At 36.2% G+C, this 22,216-nt stretch carries 30 protein-coding genes; 26 read left to right on the top strand and 4 right to left on the bottom strand.

Annotated elements, in window-relative coordinates; genetic code table 11:
• Positions 1–45: 45 nt before the first annotated feature.
• From AEA09_RS09850 to AEA09_RS09795, 13 genes are all read left to right on the top strand, one after another.
• Positions 46–1,746, top strand: a complete 1,701-nt coding sequence (locus tag AEA09_RS09850) for an acyl-CoA dehydrogenase family protein (protein ID WP_053584678.1) — start codon at positions 46–48, stop codon at positions 1,744–1,746.
• Positions 1,747–1,884: 138 nt separating this feature from the next.
• Positions 1,885–3,060 carry an acetyl-CoA C-acetyltransferase gene (locus AEA09_RS09845; protein WP_053583666.1) on the top strand — a complete coding sequence of 392 codons (1,176 nt, stop codon included), beginning with the start codon at positions 1,885–1,887 and terminating at the stop codon, positions 3,058–3,060.
• 185 nt (positions 3,061–3,245) lie between these two features.
• Positions 3,246–4,796: a class I adenylate-forming enzyme family protein gene (locus AEA09_RS09840; RefSeq protein ID WP_245622824.1), complete on the top strand. Its 1,551-nt coding sequence runs from the start codon at positions 3,246–3,248 to the stop codon at positions 4,794–4,796.
• Between the two features lie 165 nt (positions 4,797–4,961).
• Positions 4,962–5,909, top strand: a complete 948-nt coding sequence (locus tag AEA09_RS09835; protein WP_053583665.1) for a fumarylacetoacetate hydrolase family protein — start codon at positions 4,962–4,964, stop codon at positions 5,907–5,909.
• Between the two features lies 1 nt (position 5,910).
• Positions 5,911–6,402: a DinB family protein gene (locus AEA09_RS09830; protein WP_053583664.1), complete on the top strand. Its 492-nt coding sequence runs from the start codon at positions 5,911–5,913 to the stop codon at positions 6,400–6,402.
• A gap of 32 nt (positions 6,403–6,434) precedes the next feature.
• A complete protein-coding gene (locus tag AEA09_RS09825) occupies positions 6,435–7,559 on the top strand; it encodes a cupin domain-containing protein (protein WP_053583663.1) in 1,125 nt (374 codons plus the stop codon).
• A gap of 313 nt (positions 7,560–7,872) precedes the next feature.
• Complete coding sequence (locus AEA09_RS20480; RefSeq protein WP_281176715.1) at positions 7,873–7,998, top strand: hypothetical protein; 126 nt, start codon at positions 7,873–7,875, stop codon at positions 7,996–7,998.
• Between the two features lie 174 nt (positions 7,999–8,172).
• On the top strand, positions 8,173–8,433 hold the full coding sequence (locus tag AEA09_RS09820; RefSeq protein WP_053583662.1) for a hypothetical protein: 261 nt from the start codon (positions 8,173–8,175) through the stop codon (positions 8,431–8,433).
• Positions 8,434–8,527: 94 nt separating this feature from the next.
• On the top strand, positions 8,528–9,151 hold the full coding sequence (locus AEA09_RS09815; protein ID WP_053583661.1) for a hypothetical protein: 624 nt from the start codon (positions 8,528–8,530) through the stop codon (positions 9,149–9,151).
• A 140-nt stretch (positions 9,152–9,291) separates the two neighbouring features.
• Positions 9,292–9,483 (top strand): hypothetical protein, encoded by a 192-nt coding sequence (locus tag AEA09_RS09810; RefSeq protein WP_053583660.1) that lies wholly within the window; start codon positions 9,292–9,294, stop codon positions 9,481–9,483.
• A gap of 107 nt (positions 9,484–9,590) precedes the next feature.
• Positions 9,591–10,145 carry a nucleotidyltransferase family protein gene (locus tag AEA09_RS09805; protein ID WP_053583659.1) on the top strand — a complete coding sequence of 185 codons (555 nt, stop codon included), beginning with the start codon at positions 9,591–9,593 and terminating at the stop codon, positions 10,143–10,145.
• 175 nt (positions 10,146–10,320) lie between these two features.
• A complete protein-coding gene (locus tag AEA09_RS09800) occupies positions 10,321–10,836 on the top strand; it encodes a GNAT family N-acetyltransferase (protein WP_053583658.1) in 516 nt (171 codons plus the stop codon).
• Between the two features lie 192 nt (positions 10,837–11,028).
• Entirely contained in the window at positions 11,029–11,667 is a 639-nt protein-coding gene (locus AEA09_RS09795) for a hypothetical protein (protein WP_245622823.1), read from the top strand.
• A gap of 363 nt (positions 11,668–12,030) precedes the next feature.
• Here AEA09_RS09795 and AEA09_RS09790 read toward each other — a convergent pair whose 3' ends face one another.
• Both AEA09_RS09790 and AEA09_RS09785 read right to left on the bottom strand, forming a co-directional pair.
• Entirely contained in the window at positions 12,031–12,357 is a 327-nt protein-coding gene (locus AEA09_RS09790; RefSeq protein ID WP_053583656.1) for a YnfA family protein, read from the bottom strand.
• 31 nt (positions 12,358–12,388) lie between these two features.
• Positions 12,389–12,946: a helix-turn-helix domain-containing protein gene (locus AEA09_RS09785; protein WP_053583655.1), complete on the bottom strand. Its 558-nt coding sequence runs from the start codon at positions 12,944–12,946 to the stop codon at positions 12,389–12,391.
• Positions 12,947–13,065: 119 nt separating this feature from the next.
• Between AEA09_RS09785 and AEA09_RS09780 the strand changes: the two genes are divergently transcribed.
• Together AEA09_RS09780 and AEA09_RS09775 are read left to right on the top strand one after the other, a co-directional pair.
• Entirely contained in the window at positions 13,066–13,650 is a 585-nt protein-coding gene (locus AEA09_RS09780) for a LysE family transporter (RefSeq protein WP_053583654.1), read from the top strand.
• A 252-nt stretch (positions 13,651–13,902) separates the two neighbouring features.
• On the top strand, positions 13,903–14,349 hold the full coding sequence (locus tag AEA09_RS09775) for a hypothetical protein (protein WP_053583653.1): 447 nt from the start codon (positions 13,903–13,905) through the stop codon (positions 14,347–14,349).
• Between the two features lie 194 nt (positions 14,350–14,543).
• On the opposite strand, the gene AEA09_RS09770 is transcribed toward AEA09_RS09775, so the two are convergent.
• Positions 14,544–15,056: a cysteine hydrolase family protein gene (locus AEA09_RS09770; RefSeq protein WP_053583652.1), complete on the bottom strand. Its 513-nt coding sequence runs from the start codon at positions 15,054–15,056 to the stop codon at positions 14,544–14,546.
• A gap of 373 nt (positions 15,057–15,429) precedes the next feature.
• Here AEA09_RS09770 and AEA09_RS09765 point away from each other — a divergent pair, with 373 nt between their 5' ends.
• The gene (locus AEA09_RS09765; protein ID WP_053583651.1) at positions 15,430–15,846 is read left to right on the top strand and encodes an NUDIX hydrolase; all 417 of its coding nucleotides are present in this window, start codon (positions 15,430–15,432) and stop codon (positions 15,844–15,846) included.
• 154 nt (positions 15,847–16,000) lie between these two features.
• Positions 16,001–16,552, top strand: a complete 552-nt coding sequence (locus AEA09_RS09760) for a GNAT family N-acetyltransferase (RefSeq protein ID WP_053583650.1) — start codon at positions 16,001–16,003, stop codon at positions 16,550–16,552.
• 110 nt (positions 16,553–16,662) lie between these two features.
• Here the strand turns inward: AEA09_RS09760 and AEA09_RS09755 are convergent, their stop codons facing one another.
• Positions 16,663–17,103: a DUF2621 domain-containing protein gene (locus AEA09_RS09755; protein ID WP_211263243.1), complete on the bottom strand. Its 441-nt coding sequence runs from the start codon at positions 17,101–17,103 to the stop codon at positions 16,663–16,665.
• Positions 17,104–17,214: 111 nt separating this feature from the next.
• Between AEA09_RS09755 and AEA09_RS09750 the strand changes: the two genes are divergently transcribed.
• From AEA09_RS09750 to AEA09_RS09715, 9 genes are all read left to right on the top strand, one after another.
• A complete protein-coding gene (locus tag AEA09_RS09750) occupies positions 17,215–17,430 on the top strand; it encodes a DUF1659 domain-containing protein (RefSeq protein WP_053583648.1) in 216 nt (71 codons plus the stop codon).
• A 39-nt stretch (positions 17,431–17,469) separates the two neighbouring features.
• Positions 17,470–17,694 carry a DUF2922 domain-containing protein gene (locus tag AEA09_RS09745; protein WP_053583647.1) on the top strand — a complete coding sequence of 75 codons (225 nt, stop codon included), beginning with the start codon at positions 17,470–17,472 and terminating at the stop codon, positions 17,692–17,694.
• A 63-nt stretch (positions 17,695–17,757) separates the two neighbouring features.
• Positions 17,758–17,880, top strand: coding sequence for a YvrJ family protein (locus tag AEA09_RS19600; RefSeq protein ID WP_082332620.1), 123 nt, complete (start codon positions 17,758–17,760; stop codon positions 17,878–17,880).
• Between the two features lie 104 nt (positions 17,881–17,984).
• Positions 17,985–18,593 carry an SCO family protein gene (locus AEA09_RS09740; protein WP_053583646.1) on the top strand — a complete coding sequence of 203 codons (609 nt, stop codon included), beginning with the start codon at positions 17,985–17,987 and terminating at the stop codon, positions 18,591–18,593.
• 117 nt (positions 18,594–18,710) lie between these two features.
• Positions 18,711–19,241: a sigma-70 family RNA polymerase sigma factor gene (locus tag AEA09_RS09735; protein WP_053583645.1), complete on the top strand. Its 531-nt coding sequence runs from the start codon at positions 18,711–18,713 to the stop codon at positions 19,239–19,241.
• Positions 19,225–20,499 carry a DUF4179 domain-containing protein gene (locus AEA09_RS09730; RefSeq protein ID WP_053583644.1) on the top strand — a complete coding sequence of 425 codons (1,275 nt, stop codon included), beginning with the start codon at positions 19,225–19,227 and terminating at the stop codon, positions 20,497–20,499. The genes AEA09_RS09735 and AEA09_RS09730 overlap by 17 nt, the downstream gene beginning before the upstream one ends.
• A gap of 253 nt (positions 20,500–20,752) precedes the next feature.
• Positions 20,753–21,286: a DUF1572 domain-containing protein gene (locus AEA09_RS09725; RefSeq protein WP_053583643.1), complete on the top strand. Its 534-nt coding sequence runs from the start codon at positions 20,753–20,755 to the stop codon at positions 21,284–21,286.
• A 234-nt stretch (positions 21,287–21,520) separates the two neighbouring features.
• On the top strand, positions 21,521–21,730 hold the full coding sequence (locus tag AEA09_RS09720) for a DUF5316 family protein (protein WP_053583642.1): 210 nt from the start codon (positions 21,521–21,523) through the stop codon (positions 21,728–21,730).
• A gap of 5 nt (positions 21,731–21,735) precedes the next feature.
• Positions 21,736–22,206: a DUF2691 family protein gene (locus AEA09_RS09715; protein ID WP_053583641.1), complete on the top strand. Its 471-nt coding sequence runs from the start codon at positions 21,736–21,738 to the stop codon at positions 22,204–22,206.
• The last annotated feature ends 10 nt before the right edge of the window (positions 22,207–22,216 follow it).

The following is a 22,216-nucleotide window of genomic DNA, read 5'->3' as shown; positions in this document are numbered from 1 at the left end:
ACATTGAATAATCAGATTTCTAGATAGAGGGAGTGAAAGAAAGTGTTGATAGAAGAAAAGGAGATAAATAGCTTCTTATCCGGAAGTGTTGTTCCGGAAAATATTTTCACACCGGAAGATTTTAGTGAAGAGCATAAAATGATTGCCGACATGACTGAGAAGTTTGTGTTGAATGAAGTTATGCCTGCACTGGAAAAAATTGAAAATCAAGAATTCGATGAAACGGTCCGTCTTATTAAAGAAGCGGGAGAACTGGGATTAATAGGGGCCGACATTCCGGAATTAGATGGCGGATTGGACCTTGGGAAAGTGTGTGGTGCAATCATTTCTGAGAAGATGGCCATTAGCCGTTCTTTTTCCATTACATTTGGTGGGCAAACTGGAATTGGCGCCCTTCCGATTGCTTACTTTGGAAGTGAAAATCAAAAAGATAAATACTTACCTTTTTTATTAACAGGAGAAAAGATTGCAGCATATGCACTGACGGAGCCATCTGCTGGAACTGATGCAATGGGACTGAAAACAACTGCAAAGTTATCAGATGATGGAAAATATTATGTGATCAACGGGGAAAAACAATGGATTACAAATTCGGCGTTTGCAGATATCTTTATTGTTTATGCAAAAATAGACAACGATAAAATAACGACATTTATTGTTGAAAAAGAGTATGAGGGTTTATCGACTGGTCCTGAAGAGAAAAAAATGGGGCTGAAAGGATCGTCAACTCGTTCACTCATCTTGGAAAATGTAAAAGTACCGGTAGAAAATGTGATTGGCGAAATTGGTCGCGGTCATATTATCGCTTTTAATGTGTTGAATATCGGTCGTTTTAAAATATCTTCAACGGCACTTGGCACTTCCAAGCGATCGATTGAACTTGCGACAAAGTATGCCAATGATCGTAAACAGTTTCACAAGTCGATTTCTAGTTTTAATTTGATCAAACAAAAAATTGCTGATATGACGATTCAAACATTTGCCAATGAAAGTAGCGTCTATCGCACGGCTGGTGCAATGCAAAAAGGTTTTGAGGAAATGAAAGCCAACGGTACAGGCTATAGTGAAACGATTGCAGGCTATGCTGTCGAATGTTCGATGAATAAAGTTATGTCTTCCGAAACGCTAGATTTTGTCATCGATGAAGCCGTTCAAATTCATGGTGGATATGGCTATATGGGTGAATATGAAGTAGAAACTCTTTATCGTGATTCACGTATCAATCGAATTTTTGAAGGTACAAATGAAATCAACAGAATCATAATAGCTTCTACGTTGTTGAAAAATTATGTTAAGCAAAACCATTCTATTTATCCTGAAAATGGTCCACTTCAACATGAAAAACAGACTCTCCGTCTTTTGAAAGATTATTACCATGTAGCTATCCAAGCGATTCACCAGGCTAGTATCGATAATATGAATGAAGAGCAAGAATGTGCAGCATTCCTTGCAAATCTTGCTATTAGTATTTACACAAGTGAAAGCGCTATCTTACGCGCGGAAAAAGCAATTAACCAGTCCGGGGAAGAACAGAATGGACAAAAATTAGATTGTGCAAAAGTCTTTATTCATGAAACGGCGCAACGGAGTGCAATTGTAGGGTTAAATTTACTTAATCATCTTAACGATCATGAGGAGTTCTCACATGCCGCGGGACGTCTGATCGCAAGCAGTAAAGAAAATCTAGTTGAAACTAAGAGACGTATTGCTGATAGAGTAATTGCGGCAGAACGCTATATTGTTTAATCAATCTGAAGAATAAGAGGGCGCTGAAAAACAATAAAGTAGAATTTTTTATAATCATTTATTACGTGAATTTTACTTTATATTTCTGGGAATTTCACTTTTTCAGTGGTCTCAAAAATAGTGGAAGGGGTGTTTAGAATGACAGATATAGTTTTATTAGAAGGTGCACGTACGCCATTTGCAAAAATTTCAGGTTCATTCCGTGACATTACGGCGACAGAACTTGGCGTAATCGCAGCGAAAGAAGCAATTCGGAAATCAAAAATCAACCCCGAAGACATCGATCAAGTTGTATTCGGTAACGTTCAGCAGTCGAGTAAAGATGCGCATTTATTAGCAAGACATGTTGGCTTGAAAGCAGGTACATCTCTTGAGGTACCGGCAGTTACAATCAACCGAGTATGTGGTACTGGTATTGAAGCAATTTTAACTGGAGCACGCTATATTCTTACAGGAGAAGCGAATGTTGTTTTGGCTGGTGGTACTGAAAATATGAGCCAAGTACCTCACGTTATTCGCGGTGCGAGATGGGGAAGCCCACTTGGAGGACCAGTGGTTGAAGACTGGGTTTGGGATGGCTTACTTGATACGAACGTTGGATGTACAATGTCGCAAACCGCAGAAAATCTTGCGGAAAAGTATAAAATAACACGCGAAGAAGTGGATGCCCATGCACTTTCCAGTCATGAGCGTGCTATCAATGCGAGAGATAAAGGCTATTTTAAAGAAGAAATTGTCTCTGTAACTGTCAAAGGAAGAAAAGGCGATAACCTCGTTGAGCATGACGAACATATCCGCGAGACAACTATGGAAAAACTAGGGAAACTGGAAGCTCGCTTTGTTGAGGGTGGGGTTGTTACACCGGGAAATGCAAGTGGAATGGTTGATGGTGCAGCGGCAGTTATTATTGCATCTAGCCATTATGCAGAGAAAAATGGATTGAAACCGATTGCGCGTCTTGTTTCGTGGGATGTTGTTGGTGTTGATCCTAAATATATGGGGATTGGGCCGGTACCAGCGATTAGAGGCGCTTTGAAAAAAGCCGATTTACAGTTGGAAGATTTGGATTTGATCGAAATTAACGAAGCTTTCTCGGCGCAGTATCTAGCTTGTCAGAAGGAACTTGGATTTGACTTGGAAATAGGGAATGTTAATGGTGGTGCTGTTGCTCTCGGACATCCACTTGCAGCAAGCGGAACAAGAATCGCGCATTCACTTGTTTACGAATTAAAAAGACGTAATAAAAGGTATGGTGCAACGGCAGTTTGCATTGGCGGCGGCCAAGGAATCGCGGCAATTTGGGAATCGTTATAAAAAATTATAAGTAATCCTAATGGTTGTCCAAGGAAGTCGATTTGAGCATTCGTTACCTTTTAATAGCTCGCTAGTTGTTGGGGCTATCTAGATAAAGTCGTGGGAATTATTTATCAAACATTCAAAATAACATTTTTTCATGGTTTTTATTTAGAGGTGAAAGTATAGAGGTAGAGGTGGATAATTTGGATAACATTTTAATGCATTCTAATGTCAGTGATTTATTGAAAATTAAAGCTAATAAATTGCCAAATCGGGAAGCAATCTATGATGAAAAAAGAAGAATGACATACGGACAATTAGATCATGAAGTGACAAAACTTGCTCAAGGACTAAAAAATAGTGGTGTTAAAAGCGGTGATCGCGTGGCGGTCGCACTCATAAATTCAATTGAATTCGTCACATCATTTTTTGCTATTGCACGTGTTGGAGCTGTTTTAATTCCTCTTAATCCATTTTTCAGCAAAGGGGAATGTTCCTATCTAGTGCAACAAACGGGTGCCAAAGCGTTACTTTGTGGAGAAGTAAGTTTTTATTCAGAACTTCGCGAAGAAATAGAATCGTTGGAGATGCTAATTTCCGTTGGTTTTCAGGCGGAGGAATATCTTTATTATGATGATTTATTAGTTGGTAATGAATTTGAAGATATACGAGTTGAGCCGAAGGATAATTTATTTACAATTATGTTTACATCGGGCACAACAGGGCATCCAAAAGGTGCGATGCTAACGCATGAAAACGTATTGTTTAGTTCCGCTTCAGCTTCAAAAGTTATGGAATGTACAGAAGATGATGTGTTTTTAATTCCAAATCCAATGTTTCATATTATGGGTATCACCTTTCTTCTTCGGGCAATATTTTGTGGTGGGAAATTAGTGGTTATGCGGAAGTATTCAGTGACAGGGGCATTGGCACTCATCGAATCAGAAAAAGTGACTGTACATCCAGGTGTTCCAACGATGTTTATATTGGAACTGAACTCTTCTGATTTTGAGAAATATGACTTAAGTTCCCTTCGAACAGGTGAAATGGCTGCTGCACCATGCCCGGTGGAAGTTGTAAAACAAATACGGACGGATATGAACTGCAATGTTCTAATCGCTTATGGCTCAACTGAAACGTCTGCAACACTTACACTGACTGGATTTGATGCTGATGATAAGGCGCGTTCTGAAACAGTGGGTCGACCGATACCTGGCGTGAAATTAAAAGTGGTCGATGAAAATCGGCAGGAGTGTGGGGTCGGCGAGGTTGGGGAACTTGCTTGTAAGGGTCCTGGAGTGACTAAAGGTTATTACAATATGCCGCTAGAAACTGCTCAAGCAATTGATCAGGAAGGTTGGTTTTATACAGGAGATATGGCAACAATCGATGAAAATGGTTACGTTCGTATAGTCGGTCGGAAAAAAGAAATGATCATTAAAGGTGGATTTAATATTTATCCACGGGAATTAGAAGAGGCACTTCATCAACATCCAGCTATTTTGGAAGCTGCAGTCATCGGTCTTCCAGATGCGATATTTGGCGAATTGACATATGCCTGTGTTGTCCTTCGAGAAGGGGAAACATCTAACGAAGAGGAATTGCTTGCTTTTATGAAAGAACGGTTTGTCAAATACAAAATTCCAGACAAGTTCCTCATTCTAGATGAGTTACCCGTCACGTCGTCAGGGAAGATAAGCAAATTAAAGTTGAAAGAAGAGCTAAATAAGCATAATCAAGCTTTTACAACTTAGTATGAGGTAGCCAGATGACCACTTGTAATGCGCATTCTAATAATTGGAACTATTGTTTTAGTATTTTAGCGTGATTGCTATTACTGCCGTTGTGTATTAGTGGATGGAACATCGTTGCTAAGAGAATTGGAGTGTTTAAATAAAACATTTAAAAGGGAGATAATTATGAAACTGATTACATTTACAACTGCAGGTTTTTCTCGTATTGGTGCAATTGTTGAAGGGGAAAAGGTAGTCGACCTCAATTATGCGTACCAAGCACAGCTTCAGAGTGAGGGCAAGTATCGATATGAAGCCATTGCTGAAGCATATGTGCCAGCCAAAATGGAAGGCTTCCTTGAAGGTGGAAATGACAGCATGGAAATTGCTAAGTCTGTGATTAACTATGCACTTTCCAATACTAGCAACTTCAAGCACCAGCTGATTTATGATAAAAGTGAAGTAAAAGTAAATGCACCAGTGACAGACCCAGGGAAGATTTTCTGTGTAGGGCATAACTACCGTGAACATATTTTAGAAATGGGGCGCGACCTTCCAACTAATCCAGTTTTATTCGCTAAGTTTGCGAATACAGTTATTGGACCGGAAGACGATATACCGTTCCATCCGATTTCTGAACAACTGGATTACGAAGCTGAATTCACAGTTATAATCGGTAAGCAAGCGCGCAATGTATCTGAAGAAGATGCACTTGATTACGTGGCAGGTTACACAATTGCCAACGACGTAACTTATCGTGATATACAAAGGCGAACACTGCAATGGCTTCAAGGAAAAACAGTTGACGGCAGTGCACCAATGGGACCTTGGATGGTTACTACTGATGAATTAACAAATCCATCTGGACTCGGTGTCGTACTGTCAGTTAATGGCGAGGTGAGACAGAAAACGAATACAGAGAATCTGGTTTTCTCTGTTCAACATCTGGTTTCATTCATTTCGAAGTTAGTTACGCTTGAACCGGGTGACATCATTTTAACTGGAACACCAGGCGGCGTAGGCGTTGCAATGGATCCTCCAACATTCTTAAAAGATGGCGATGTAGTGAAAATAGAAATTGACCAAGTAGGGGTACTGGAAAATAAAGTAGTTCTACAAGCAGGGAGGAACTAACATGACTACCACAACAAATAAAGACTCGATTCGAGTAATTAATGACTCAATCTGTGACATTCTTAAAAGTGTAGAAGGATTAGATGAAACGGTTATTCGTTGGAATCCAACTGAAGAAGAATGGTCAATCATGCAAATTGTATCGCACTTAAATGAAGCGATTCCATACTGGCTTGGCGAAGTGGAGCGTGTAGTGGCAGAGCCGGGTTCGAAGTGGGGACGTGGTTTAGCGGATGAAAGTAGACTTGCGGCAGTATCTAATCCAGATGAGCTGAGTATTGAAGAAGAAATTGCGAAGTTGGAAAATATAAGACAACAAGTTTCAGACCGTCTAATCGGTTTAAGTGAAGCACAACTTAATGCAGAGAATCCGCATCGTAATTTTGAAAAGTTTGGCAACAAACCAGTGTCGTTCATCATCAATCATTTCCTGATGGAACATACGAACACACATTACGTTCAAATTCAACGCAATTTAAGTAAACGAAACTGATTAGGATAATATAAGAAAAGGATGTGTTTTGAATGGCAGAAATGAAAGAAGAAGTCAAACAATTTATGAGCAGTAACACAGTTAAAGACTTTACGAAGGATATTCAACAATACAATCTCGGTCCTCTTTGGGAAGCTATCCCTGAAATTATGAATAAAACACCAAAACCGCAAGCCGAGGCATATCTTTGGAGCGGGGAACTATTGACTAAGAAATTGATGGAAGCAGCAGAAATATTCACACCAGAACGCGGCGGCGAACGTCGTGCGATTTATTTTCAAAACCCTGGTTTAACGTATCGTCAGCCTTGGGGTTGGGCGTCGACAACACAAACATTGTATGCTGCAGTTCAACTTTTACTTCCTGGAGAAGAAGCACCATCGCATCGACATACACAAAGTGCAATTCGTTTTATTACAGATGGTGAAGGTGCGTATACAATTGTTCAAGGCGAACGGATTTATATGCAAGAAGGTGACTTCTTGACGACACCGAAGAACCTGTGGCACGGTCATGGTCATGTCGGTGATAAACCGATGATATGGATGGATGCGCTCGATATTCCAACATTATATTCGATTGGCGGGACATTCTTTGAACCACATAAAGATGGACTCCAACAGCCTGATGTACCGGATAACTTTTCGGAACTTCGTTATAGGGGCGGTATGGTTCGACCTGTTGGTGATGCCAATTATACGATTGCACCTTTAGCAAATTTCAAGTGGAATCGTACAGAGGAAGCGATTAAAGGTTTGATGAATTTTGACCCTGATCCGTATGAAGGTTTTGCGATTGAGTACATCAATCCATCTACTGGAAAAACGGCAAACCCAACGATCGGTTCAAGGATGCAGTATCTTCCAAAAGGATTCCATACGAAAGCACATCGTCATACGCATTCGACAATCCATCATGCATATAAAGGATCTGGTTACACGATTATTAACGGCGTACGTTTTGATTGGAAAAAAGGTGATTATTTTGTCATTCCAAACTGGGCATGGCATGAACATGTAGTTTCAGAAGATTCTTACCTGTTCTCGGTGAACGATCTGCCGATTATGGATCGCTTCGAACTTGAACAAGTACAAGTGTATGATGTGGATAATGGGCATCAGAAAATCACTGGTGAATTCAAGGCGGATTTCCGTTAATAGCATAACAATTGGATAAACGGGGAACCTCTTCTTCAAATAACTTAAATGTTGTTTAGAAGATGCTAGGTTCCTTTTTTTAGTATGCCCCGATTCAAACAACGCATATAAATACGATACGTGGCTTGAGACCTGATTTTAAAGGGCTCAGGCTTTTTAATTTTACTTAAGGGAAAATACTCAGCAAGGGATTTAACAACAGTAGTACATTAAGAGTGGCAACGATTTTGATTTTTGCTATAGTTTTTGGAGTCTTGTAAAGCGGGATTTTAGATTAAATAATGAGATTCAAAAAGAAGAGGTTGGTGCTGAAATGAAAAATGGACTAACAACCATGGTGTTTATTCTTATTTGCTTTGTATTCATTTTAGGTAGTGGGTTATACATAAAAAAGACGAATGAAAAAGAACAATTAGTGATAAGCGAAGTACGAGCTTAACTTTCACTTATTGCTCATTAAACCTAAAGTCTTTTCAGGCTATGAGGGGTGGTATGTAGAAGTTGAGAATTCTAACCAAAAATCTCAAGACGTAAACGGAGAAGTAAAAGTATTAGAAAATAAATAATTGATAGCATTAGTTCATAATGAGGAAATCAATGAGGAGAAAAGTTGATGTTGGAAGAAATATTATCAGCATTTATCCCAATGGGTGATAAGGCATTGGATACAAAGAAAATCGATAAGAATATAAAAATATTGCAAAGTGAAAAGTGGTTTCAAGAGTTATATAGCCAAGAACAATATAGAAGATTATTCATTATGAACCGAAAAATTCGAACCTATCTAGAAAGTAATAAAAGGACTCAAACGCTTATTCGTGAAGTTGAGAAGCAGAAGAAATTTATAATTTTGTTACACGAGCAAATAAAATGAACGGTATATCGATAATCAGACGATTTTTTGTTTATCATAATTTAGTGAAATAAGAAAATACATTGGCAATCCCAAATTGAGGAGTTTAGATCTAATGGAAAATTTAGTATTACTTTTGTATGGTGACTCCATAACACCACATAAACATATTCATAAGATTGCTGAAAAGTATAGTAAATACTTTTTAAGTGACTGGGGAAAAGAAGATTTTTCTGAAGAAGAATATGTTGAAATAACGATAGAAGAAAGATACTTAGGATTACAAACAAGAAAGTCTGAAATTCTACCTACAATCCCCATAAAGTATGAATATCTATCGGAATTTATCAATATTTTTAAGTCGTTTAATTGTGATATATGTTTATGTGAGGATAGCCATGAACACCCAATAGCATCAATTGATGATTTAGAATACGAGGGTTATTGTTACTATCTGAAGGATGAAAATAAAAAGATATTATTTTTAGACGAGTATAGTATTGAAAATCTTGAAATGAACTCAAGTGACTATTATGGAGAACTGTTTAAAGAATCATCATATATTCTTGATTTTTTAATTAGGGAGGACATGAACAACAGGAGAGAACGACATGTAATTGATGATCTAGAGTGGTATAGAAATGTACCTGTAGCAAAGAGGTTTAAAATTGTAGAAGCAAATACAGATACGGAAATAGCATTTGAGCAATGGTTAAAAGAAATGATTTATCTTGGATAAAGAGAGATTATTGAAAAGTATGGACAACTCGCTTAATGAGATCTCTTAGTAGTGAAGAAATTCTAGCTACTCATACGAGTCTTTCGGAAATAATCGTGATATACTAGTAGAAACGTTATAAATTAAGGGAGATTACCAACTTGAAATATTTTAAACCACAGATGCAGCAATTAGTGAAAGAAAATCGTGTATTACATGATCGACTAAAAGAGCTGATGGCTGATATGGATTTACAAAAAAACTACGCATTAAAGGCGTTGTATCACGCAGAAGTAGCAGACGGTGGTCGCTACCAGCAAGATTATCAAGAACTTGATCATTTATATAAATAATCTGGTATAGGAAGACCAATACCATCAAAAGAGTTGTCTCAGTAATTTTTGAGACAACTTTTTCTGTATGGAGTAATTGACTGGGAAACTTGGAGAGGGGAGTTAAAATGAGTAAATATGAAGATCAATTAATAGATATTATAAAAAACGACAGCTATATAATGTCAATATTAGAAGCAGTAGAAAAATTAAACTTAAATGATGCTTGGGTGAGTGCTGGACTAATTCGCAATAAAGTTTGGGATGTTTTACATAATAGTAATACACCGATTAATGATATTGATGTTATTTATTTCGACAGTACGGATACCTCGTGGGAGACAGAAAAAAAACTAGAACAGAAACTTGAATCTTTGCTACCAAACCAACCTTGGTCAGTAAAAAATCAAGCACGTATGCATTTGAAAAATGGTTTAGCTCCTTACACTTCTTCTTATGATGGTGTTGCTCATTTTACAGAAATACCGACTGCAATTGCCGTAAGACTTCGAAAAAATGAACTTGAAGTGATGGCTCCATACGGGTTAGAGGATTTGTTCAATAAGATTGTTCAACCAACTCCTTATTTTCAAAAAGATAGCAAATTACATGTAATTTATATTAAACGTATGCAGGAAAAAGAATGGCATAAAACTTGGGGGGATTTATCGATAGAACTATAGTTTAAGAGGTAATACATCAATTTCTTTCATCAGATGCTGCATATCAGCAATTGTTGAAAGATTTTGAAAGTCGTACATTGTCTACGCTATAATAGCTGTAAAGATGTCCTGACTATAGATTTTGGAAGCCAAATTTTCAATATTAGGCAAGGGTCATTAAAAAGGGGGAGCTTCTTTGAGTTCAGCTACAATTAGATTGGCAAAAATAAATGATGCAGCTAGAATGCTAGAAATCCAAAAAGATGTTATTACTGAAGATCAGTATTTAATGACGACTTTTGATGAATTTAACCAAACGCTAGAGGGGAAGAAAGTGTGGATTGAGGAGAAGCTAATAAATGAGTATGAAACGATTTTAGTTGCTGAAATTGACAATAGTGTTGTTGGTTGGTTAGTTTTTCGATCACCTAATCGGAAAAGAATTGCGCATACAGGAACTTTCGGTATGATGATAGATAAACAATATCGTGGTCAAGGTCTTGGCAAGCAGTTATTGCAGGGATTATTAAAGTGGGCCAAGGAAAATCCATTAATTGAAAAAGTTTGTTTAGGCGTATTTTCAACAAATGAAAACGCCATCGCTTTATACAAAAAAATGGGCTTTATCGAAGAAGGAAGAAAAATTAATGAAATAAAATTGAGTGATAATGAGTACGTAGATGACGTATTAATGTATCAGTTTGTAAAGTGAAGATACATACGTTGAGTATATTGTTGCCAAAATATATTTTAGAATAAGGCTGTTTTCTCAAAGGTTGTTGCTCTTCAACGAACGTCGCAGGATAACTGAAGCAGTATTGTCTAAAAACTGCATAATCTTTATGGTAATATAATGATATACTGAGACTTAAGCTTATATAATCTTAATGGAGAGGGATTGTTTGTGATAGTGCGCTCGAAGAAATTAGATGGGAGCTTTAAGTCCTGTTCTTTTGTGATTGGCTTAGGTTTATTGGTCGGTTTAATAACAAGGTTGACGGATTTTTTTCCATATGATGACCTATGGAGTTTCAGCTCAATAGCGACTTTATTTGGCTTTTGGATGTTAACGGTAACATTAGTGATATACGTTAGTTCTACTAATAAAAATGCAGCTATTAATGTTTTCTTGTACTTATTCGGTATGAATTTCAGCTTTTACTTTTTGAAATATATACTTGGCTTTTTTGTTCCGAGATTTTATAATGACGGATTTCAATGGGATTTATTTATACTGTATAATATTTTAGCCTTAGTATGTAGTGCCATTGCTTACGTGCTATACTTTTGGAATAAAGATAATAAGCTGAGCAGCTTTTTGTATGCATTACCAGTAAGCGGATTAGTTGCGGAAACAATTGGTATAAGTATCTATTTGTATAATAATCATACTTTTTTATTTCAATTAATTTTTGATTTCCTGAGTCTGATAGTGTTAGGCTGTTGGTTTTATAAAAAAGTAAATAATAAATTGATTTATATAATGACAATTGTTGCTGTATCTTCCATAGTCTATTTTGTGATTTACCGTCCTTTTCTCTAAGTGTTTTCGATATTGCATAGATGTTATTTTAATATTTATAGAATAGGTGAAACAAGATTACTTTTTCTAACTATTGCTTTATTGATATTAATTCACACTTAAACTAACCCCTTTAGTCGAAGAAGGATTTATGAAAGATCAAAACATAAAGACCAAGTTGATTCTACACTTTTTGTAGATTAACTTGGTCTTTATGTTTAACAGCAACAATCTATACGAAAACATGGGCTGACCCAAAAATTAATGACAATGGACTTTTAGATAGCTTTTTAAATCTATGTGACAAAACTGACCTTTCTGTCACAGTATCCATCTATATCATTGTATTTCACATGTAATACATAGAACAAGATAGGCAAGGAATTATTGACGAGGTGCCAATAACATCACAGCAACGCCAACTAAACATATAATGGCACCTAACCAATCATAAAAATCCGGTGTTTTTTTATCGACACCCCACCCCCACAATACGGAAAGTATGATAAATATACCTCCGTATGCAGCATAAACTCTACCGAATGACGGGAAGGATTGAAAGGTTGCAATAACTCCATATAAAGCTAATGATATACCTCCAAAAATGCCCCAAGTATAGGGTTTGCCTTCTCTTAACCATAACCAGATGAGATAACCTCCACCGATTTCAGCAAGCCCAGCAAAGATAAATAATACAATTGAATAAATCATTTCTAAAGTCGCTCCTTGTACATTTAAATTACTATAATGCTGGGTAATAGATCGTCATACTTAATCGAGCCAATGTGTCTCCAGAATTAGCATAAGTGTGAGGTCTATCCGCCTTGAATCTGATCGAATCCCCACTTTTTAGCGTATATTGACCGTCGCTGACATCAATCGTTACTTCTCCGTCAAACACAGTGATGAATTCCTCGGTACCTTCTCTATGAGAATCCGCATTTAACTTTCCTTCTTTTTCAATTTCAACAGTATATACCTCAAAGCGTTTATCGTCTTGGAAGGGAAATGCAGGATAAACTCTATATCTACCGTTGTCTTCAGACAAAACTTGAATATCTTTTCTTAAAACAATGGTCGTATCTGGAAGCGGGTTGTTGATGAGGGACGTAAAGGAAATCTTTAAACCATTCGCTATTTTCCATATGGTTGTTATGCTTGGACTGGATTCGCCTCTTTCAATTTGCCCAATCATCGTTTTGCTGACACCACTTAATTGAGCGACCTTTTCCAAGCTTAGTTTTTCTTTTTCTCTAATCGCTTTTAGATTTCTTGCAAGAATAAGATGAATTTCTTCCATTTTACTCACTCCTATACTGTGTACAATATAACGACTATTTTGTATACTAAAAAGACTGACGTTATATTGTTTATTTCGGACATTATAACATACAACAAACATGCAAGGGGGAGTTGAATATGCCTTTATTTTCATTTCTGTTATTTGTGATTATCACCAGTTTTACGCCAGGTCCGAACAATATCATGGCAATGGCATTTGCGAATAAACATGGGTTAAATAAATCGGTGCGGTTTAGTTTCGGGGTAGGTACAGGATTTTTTGTGATTATTTTATTATGCAGTATTTTTAATATCGTCCTGACAAGTATTATGCCAATCATTGAAATTCCTCTAACTATTTTGGGTGTAGGGTACATGTTGTATCTGGCTTACAAAATTCTTATGAGTAAAGATAGTGCTGAGGGATATGATGAAGATCATCGAAACTTTTTCCTAATAGGGGTCTTGTTACAATTTGTAAATCCAAAAGGTATTCTTTTTGGCATTACAGTAGTGGCAACCTTCATTCTTCCTTATTATGCTTCCTATTTAAGCTATTTTCTTTTCGCATTATTTTTAGGAGTCGTTGGTGTAACAAGTACATTTAGTTGGGGTTTATTTGGATCAGTTTTTCAAAAGCTCTTAGTACAATACAGAAAACAGTTTAATATCATTATGGCAGCTTTATTGGTATTTAGTGCTTTTTCAATTCTCGTGAATTAGAAAGATATTATTACAGGCGTGTGGATTAACCAATTTTCACCATTACTAATAAAGCGGGAGTGTTGATTTCCGCTACGGGAGCTCGCTTTCCGCGGGCAAGCACCGAGCCGCTTCCTTCGCGATGCTCAGTCCAGGGTCTCGGTTCGCTTGTATTTCACTAATCAACACACCTGATATTATTGTTTTTTATAAAATGAAATATCTGAATTTTCTTGTTATTTTTATATGAAATAGTTAATTAGGGAGGTACTTATGAAAAGAAAAATCCTATTATCTCTTCCATTTTTATTAATCATTTCTTTCTCTGTTCAAGCATTAGACTGGGCTTATTCTTTTGTTGTTTGGGAAGGAAAAGTATATGAAGTTAAACAAGAAGAAATTTTTACAGATAGTGAGATTGACAAAATCATAGGGGAAGTAAAGACGAAGCCTAACGATATGACTGGGGATTATTACGGTGATGCTTCAAATTCTTACCCAAAAGGAACAAAGTATTATGAGATTAAAGGGACACCAACTTCCACTGCAATTGCAGTACAAGAAGGTAATCAGTGGGTAAAGGCTGTATATGTGCGAAATGCACCTTTTCATATAATGAATGTATTTTCTAATATCTTCTTCAAATCCGCTGTGTTAATAATTGGACTAATTGTAATCGGAGTCATATACCGTACAAAAAAGTTTGAAAGTCATGTGTAATGACAATAAAGTTGTTTATTCTTTATATAAATACATAAGAGCCTTACTACAAATTAAGTGTAGCAAGGCTCTTTAAAGTTGTTGGATTTTTATCCATTTGAATGTGTTCGCGCCCAAAAGTTAATAATATAGTTTTTTATTTTTGCTGTGGAATCCTCGTTTTAGGATTCCTTTGAATTAAATAATCGCTCATTCTAAGATTCATCTTCTATCAATTCTAAAAATCTGTGGTTCCATATATTTTCATAAAAATCAATCGTCTCTTTTGCAGACATGAATGGATTATTCAAAGTAGAGGTTGCTTTCTGTACCATGAAGTTATCGTATCCCAATCCATGAGCAAATTTAATCGTAGCATCCATACAGTATTCTGTTTGGGCGCCGCAAAATTCAATACGATGTACAGCTAATTGGTCTAAAATATTCTTTAAGTTTGTTTTGTAAAAAGAATTTGCATGTTTTTTTCTTACAAAAAAATCATGTTCTTGAACATTTAGATTGGCATTAATAGCCCAAAGTTCTTCTTCAGGTACTAATTCTTCATCACAGTGTTGTACAAAAATGATTGGTTTATGTAACTTTCTATATAAGGCGATTCTATTATTTACTTTAGTGAATAAATTTTGTAAATCAAATAAATGCTCTCCGCTGTAACATACGCCATTTTGTAAATCGATAACGATTAAAACATCTGCATAAGTCTTCATGATTTTTTACCTCTTTCATTTTTCATTATATTAATGATTCTATCATTCGAAAACGTTATAAACACTCTTGTTTCGCAATAAACAAGAGGACTTTATAGAAAAAATATAAAAATTAAATTTTAAATAATCAGTATACTAAACAACATTAAAAGATGAATTGAAATACCAATTACATTTCATTATTCGTGAATAAGTCAACGATATCAAAGAGACAATCTACTTAAAATAAGCATTTGCGCTACAAGATTATTAAATTCAAATCCTTCTATTATTTACGCCGGAATCAAGAAGTATTATCATTGTTATATTATTACAATTGCGAATTAGGTATTATAATAACAAGATAGATTTGTCTTACAAAGGGGAGAAAGAAATGGATTTTCAGCGAGTTGATGTTGTCTATGCATTACTGTTTGATGAAGACACAAACAAAATCTTAATGGTATTCAACAAGAAAGGTACATGGTCTTTACCAGGAGGTGGAGTTGAAGCTGGCGAAACTTTACCGGAAGCAACTATAAGAGAAGTTAAAGAAGAAACCGGATATGACATTAAGGTTGGAAATATTGTGGCTTTGAACGAGGCTTTTATAGATAAAAATCATATTTATTTTATTACTTATCATGGGCAAATTACTAAACGCCCTGAAGAAATTCCACAAGAAGAAAATATTATTAAAGTTGAATGGATGAGTCTAGATGAGGCAGATCGACTAATGCCATATCATCCAGAAGGAATTTCCAAACTACTTAATGAAACGGGTGCGAACTATACATTACAAAAAGGATAATTATTATAATGGCTAATATTATGATTCTATTCGGATGGGAAGAGTGGGAAAGTCATAAATAAGTTTAATGGCGTTTCCTATAAATTAGAGTTCTCGAAATAATACAAGAAAAATCGAATTGATTCTATCTCATAGAATGAAGGGAGGATTTTTTATGATATTTGATCATCAAAATAAAACAATTACTACTAAAAGGTTAGTGCTAAGGCTGTTTCAAAAATCGGATGCAGTAGCTGTTACTAAACTTTGCAATAATTATAATATTTACAAAAATACATTGTACCTACCTTATCCATACGCTATAGAGGATGCTTTATCGTGGATTGAACATCATCTTGGTAATTTTAATGCTAACAAATCATATGAATTTGCGATAACAAATAAAGAAAGTGGAGAACTATATGGAGCAATAGCGTTATCTAACAACCAAAAGTTTAATAATGGTGAATTAGCTTATTGGATGGGTGAAGAATTTTGGGGAAATGGCTATGCCACAGAGGCAGCGCAAGCTATTTTAAAATTCGCATTTGATGAAAAGCAATATCATAAAGTATTTGCTCGTTACTTTAATTCAAATCCAGCTTCAGGAAGAGTATTACAAAAATTAGGAATGAAACTAGAAGGGATATTAATTGACCATGTAAAGAAAGAGAAACGATATGAAGATTTAGTGCATTATGGAATTATTAACTCCGTGGAATTATAGGGGAGTAGTTAATATCGATAGGGAAGTCACTTTCTGTCGGTGGGGAATAGGTCATCATGTTTAAACAGAAGAGCCGCACTTACTTAAAAGCGCGGTATGTCTTCTTCGTATTAATCGAATAAGCTTTCGTACGGGGCAACGTCAATTTGAAGTTGCTCTAATTTTTTTCGTAAAAATTTATGATCTCGCTTTGGAGTGGCTTGAATATAGCCGCGAATAATTAAATCATTATTAATGGCTGGTGCTTTTTCTTCTATCGCCAGTTCCCCGATTTTTCCGGCAATTTTCTCTTTTGCCACTTGTCTAAATAATTCAGGTACAGGGCTAACAAGTTCATACAACAATTCCTTCTCAGGTTGTCCCCATAAATGAATGGTTTTATCTAAATAAAATTCTTGCCAATCTAAATCCGATTTACCGTCCTGTTTTGGCATAGCTTTTAAAAACTTGCGGAACATGAAAAATCCGCCAATCCCCATTAATGAAATTAGCACGACTACCCAAAATAAGATAAACCATAAAAACCAACCTTCTAATGCCAATCCGTTCACCTCTTTACATTCTCTATCTCTATTATAAAAGTTAACTCAAAAAAATCCACCCAAAATGTCCCTCTTTTTACAAGTCAACTGTATATATTGTGTAGAAAGGGGGGAACGCACATGGCAAACTCAATGTTTTTAGGCGCAACACTACGCCTAAAGTATATCGCTGGTCAAAACGAGCAAAATGAGCCGGTTTTCGCATCGAAAACGTATCGTAACTTAAACAGCTCACATACAGCAGCGAATTTACTAGCTGTGGCAACAGCAATCGCAAGTTTATCATCACAGCCACTTGATAGTGTTGTAAAGCAAGAAACGACAGACTTATCGTAAGTGCTGTTTAATGGCAAAAACAAAAGGAGGTGACAAACCATGGCACAAGTATTAGAACTACAATTCGAAACTGCGGCGGGTAAAACAGCAACGATTTCCGTTGATGCACCAAAAGCAGAAGTGACAGCTGAGGAAATTCAGCAGGTGATGCAAACTATTATTACGGAAAATATATTTGAAGTACAAGCCAGTGCTTTTGTTGGCATAAAGGGTGCTCGTATTGTTGAACGACAAGTTTCACCGTTTGAATTAGAAATCGTGTAAGTCAAAAAATGGTCTTTGCGGATACTGCTGCAAAGGCCATTTTTAAGAAAGGAGGCAACGTTTATGGAACAATGGCTGAATATGGTATCAGATATTGGCTTTCCGATTTTGGTGTCGTTTTATTTACTGCACCGAGTTGAAGTAAAACTTGATGCGATTCACGATGTTCTCTTGGCGTTAAAGTGAAAATTGACTTCACAAATATGTACGAAAGCTGTCACGAGGGGCGCTTGTCATCGCTTACATTATTCGGGTAAGATGGAATTAGTGTAATTAGGGAGTGAGTAGAGATGAAAGTAAAGGTAATAGGTTTAGTAATGCTGCTCGCGATGACGGCTGTGCTTAGTGCATGTGGCAATGTGAAGTTTAAAGCGGACTATAATTATGAAATGCAAGAATTTGAGCATATCAATCAACGAAATGAAACGGTTTCGCTTGAAAGTTTAAAAGGTAAACCATGGCTAGGTATGTATATTTTCACGAATTGTACGACGGTTTGTACACCGATGACTTTTAATATGACACAAATTCAAGAAAAACTAATAAAAAAGGGAATTGAAGATTATAATATTGTCGCGTTTTCAGTAGATCCAGAAGTGGATACACCAGAAGTTTTAAACGATTATTTAGCACGCTATACTGTACCAGATGATTCTAAATGGAATCTTCTTACAGGTTATACGCAGACTTATATAGAGCAGTACGCGCTGAAATCAACAAAACAATTAGTCAAGAAAAGTCCAGGTGAAGACCAAGTAACACATATGGTAACATTTTTCTTAGTCGATAAAGAGGGTGTACTTGTAAAGCAATATAGCGGGTACAATCAAGATGAATCCGAAGTGCCTATTGATACAATGGTTGGCGATATAGAAACATATATTGAAGAAAATTTATAGGTGCAAGCTAGTGCTACTTTTTTTGTAGTGCTGGCTTTTTTTTATAAATTTCCTAAATTTGAAACGAAATATGTGTTTCGTTCATCTAACAATTGTAAAGGAAAAGGAGGGTGAAAATTGTTTGGACAAAGTTTACTGAAAAAAGCACAAAAAGGGCATCGAAAATCATTTCTTCAGCTAATTGAAGTTGAAAAAGTGAAGCTATACAAAATGGCGTATGTCTATATGAAAAACGAAAATGACGCGCTAGATGTTGTGCAAGAAACCATTACACGGGCATATATCAAAATTGAATCTGTGAAAGAGGAGCAATATTTTAGTACGTGGTTAATGCGAATTCTCATTAATACAGCAGTTGAAATGCTCCGAAGAAATGCAAAAGTGATTGTACTAGAAAATGAGATAGGAGAGACGCGGGCCGCTCATTTACCAATAGAAGATAAATTGGATTTACTTACAGCTATTGAGCACCTTGAAGAAAAATATAAAACAGTTATTGTGCTTCGGTACTATCAAGATTTAGCAGTGAAGGATATTGCGGATTTTCTAAATTGTCCAGAAGGTACAGTGAAAACGAATTTACATAGAGGAATTCAAAAGTTAAAGGAATTTTATGAAGGAGGGAAAGTTAGTGGACAAGGATATTAAGCGAGCAATTGATACCATTCAAGTACCGATGGAAAAACTCGATAACGCTATTGAAAACGGCTTGAAAGTTCCTAAACGGCATGTGAAACCTAAACAACGACGGGCATTGACATTGGTTTTATCGAGTGTCGTAACGATTAGTTTGATTATCGGCTTAGGCTTTATTTCGCCAACGATGGCACGCGTTTTATCAAATTTCCCTTTATTAAATGGAATTTTTGAGACAATCGATGATTCTAGTTTGAAAGTGACATTAAATGATAAAAATTCAACCGCATTAAATAAAACGCTAACGAGTAATGGTGTATCCTTAACGATTCAAGATATCGTATTTGATGGTACGCGTCTAACCATTAGTTACTTGCAAGAAAAGCAAGCAGAAATTTATCCTCTCCATATTGAAGTGAATGGGGAGGTTATTAATTCTTCAGGGGTTTATAGAGGCGAATATTTAGAAAGCGGCAAATTTGTAGGAGTTATTGAATTTTCTCCAACAGAGCAGCTACCAGATGATTTTGACTTATTGGTAAAGATTCATCAAATTGGGGATATGGTAGTTGATTGGCAGTTCAACACACCAATTACGAATGTTAACATAAACAGCAAAAAAATAGCTGTCGGGCAAAAAGGGGAAGTAGAAGGTATTCAGTATGAAGTGAAAAAATTAGAACTATCCGATACGGGAGTCAGCTTACATGTTTTATTCCATACAGATTCTAATCAGTTAGATAAGATTGTCCTAAATGTTCTTGATGATAATGGCAAGGTTCTCCCTATAATCAACATAGAAGGGCAAGGTGATGAGAAAAGCTTTCTTTTTGAATATCTAATGGAGCCAATTGGTGGTGATGTAGAAAGTCTTACGATTAGTCCATTCTTTAGGCCAAGTATAATTGAGAGGAAAGAAGTAACGGCTACATTACATGAAGAACAATTGCCACTCACAATTTCACAAGGAAAAATGGGTGACTTGATTGTGACGAAGATTGAAGAACAAAATGGGCAGCATACTATGTACTATAAATTAACGAGGGCTTTTACCTTTGGGGCACGTCTTCAACAAAGCTATCTAGCTGTAGAAGATGAACTTGGTAATAATCTCGTTGTAACCGACACTAAAACCATTGCCTATAATCAATATAAATTAGTTTTTACTAAGCCTGCGCAAGGTGATATAAAGTTGACAACGATGGAGCTACCAATGACTAAAAAAGATGAAAATGCACAAATAACTGTGGATTTGTCTAAAACTAAATAATGATGTTGAGAGGCTGTGCCAATTGTCATTCTATATGATGTTTGCACAGCCTTTTAGATTATTTGTAAAAATCACGCAACTAAAAGACCAAATTAACAGCGAATTTCTCTACTAAATTGAAAGGATAGTAGTGATTTTGGGTAGAAGTTATTAAGTAAATGTAGAAAATATTTTATAATGATAGGAGTGAAATTTTAGCTGACTAACTAGTAGCGAGTTACCAGTTCAAACAGGAAGGGAATGAATAGAACGTATGAATATTGCTGAAACGTATTTAAAGGTAATTCAAGAAAGATTTCATGCTGTCAAAGACCTGGGTGATAAAACGATTGCGCAATTGGAACATGAACAACTACATTGGTCTTACAATGAGGATTCAAATAGTGTTGCTGTGATTGTCAAGCATGTAAGTGGCAATATGGTTTCCAGATGGACCGATTTTTTAACGACTGATGGTGAAAAGTCCACAAGAAATCGTGATGATGAGTTTGTTGATAATCTTACTACAAAAGAAGAGCTAATTGCTGTTTGGGAACATGGTTGGCAAGTACTTTTTGAAGCTTTAAAACAGTTAACAGAAGCGGATTTAGTTAAATTTGTGACTATTCGTGGGGAAAAACACACGGTGATTGAAGCGATTGAACGTCAAGTGGCGCATTATGCATCACATGTTGGTCAAATTGTCTATGTTGGTAAGATGATTAAAGGGGAACAATGGAAAACGTTGAGCATTCCAAAAGGGCAATCACAGGCTTTCACAGAAGCTAAGTTGAAGGGACAAAATTGAGTAGTACGATGTATGCAATTGATCTGCAAGCCATATCCTTAACCTCAATTCCGAAAAGGTATTTACATTCTAGTTATGATGTCAAATAAGAGAAGAAAGGTATGACCCCTTAGTAGTTGAATTACAATAAACATTGAGCCGGCAGCGAACAAACTGTCGGTTTTTCTTTGTGGAAAATAGTTGAAACATATACGCCTTCTAAATCGTATAGTAAGGTAAGTGGGGGTGAGACGATTGTTCAAATTTTTCATGGTGATTGGCACGGTAGCTATAATCATATCTGGACTTACTAGCGGGGCATGGACGAGTGGTATGCAAGCAAGAGCGAATTTTGCTACAGAAACGAGGGAGAATCGTGATCAACGTAATAAAGTGGGGTTGTATACAGGGATAATTGGAGTTGTTGCCTTTATTATTGCAGGAGTGATTTCGTATTTGGGGTGACATAGATGTATAGAGGGATTCGATGTTTTGTGCCAAATGAGAAGGGACGTATTTTAGGAAATGTACTTGAGCCAGTTGATTTCATAAAGTATGTGTGGAAGATTGGGAATAGTGAGGCGTATTTTGTGAATCAGAATAACCATTTTGAAGATTTTTTCTCAGATGACGATTATGAGCTTGGAATTGTTGGGGCGGATTTACAAAGAAGATTCGAGGAGAATTCATATTACACAATATTTGTGGACCTTCAAGGCTATCCAAGTGAGCAGTTTGAAGCTATTACTACGTATGAGGATTTTGTGAAAAGTAATTGTGAAATTGTTATCTTACTGACGGATTGCACGTACCTCGATATTTATTGCAAAGATCGTCAATTAATAGAAAAGTTGTATAATCACGCAAAAACACTGCCAGTTAAAGGCCTTCATTGTTTAAGCGATGAAAACGACGGACGAACAGGAATGGTTGCTTTTTAATATATACTAG

This window comes from Lysinibacillus contaminans, from assembly GCF_001278945.1.
GTDB classification, from domain to species: Bacteria; Bacillota; Bacilli; order Bacillales_A; family Planococcaceae; genus Lysinibacillus; species Lysinibacillus contaminans.
This window is presented reverse-complemented; position numbering and strand designations above follow the sequence as displayed.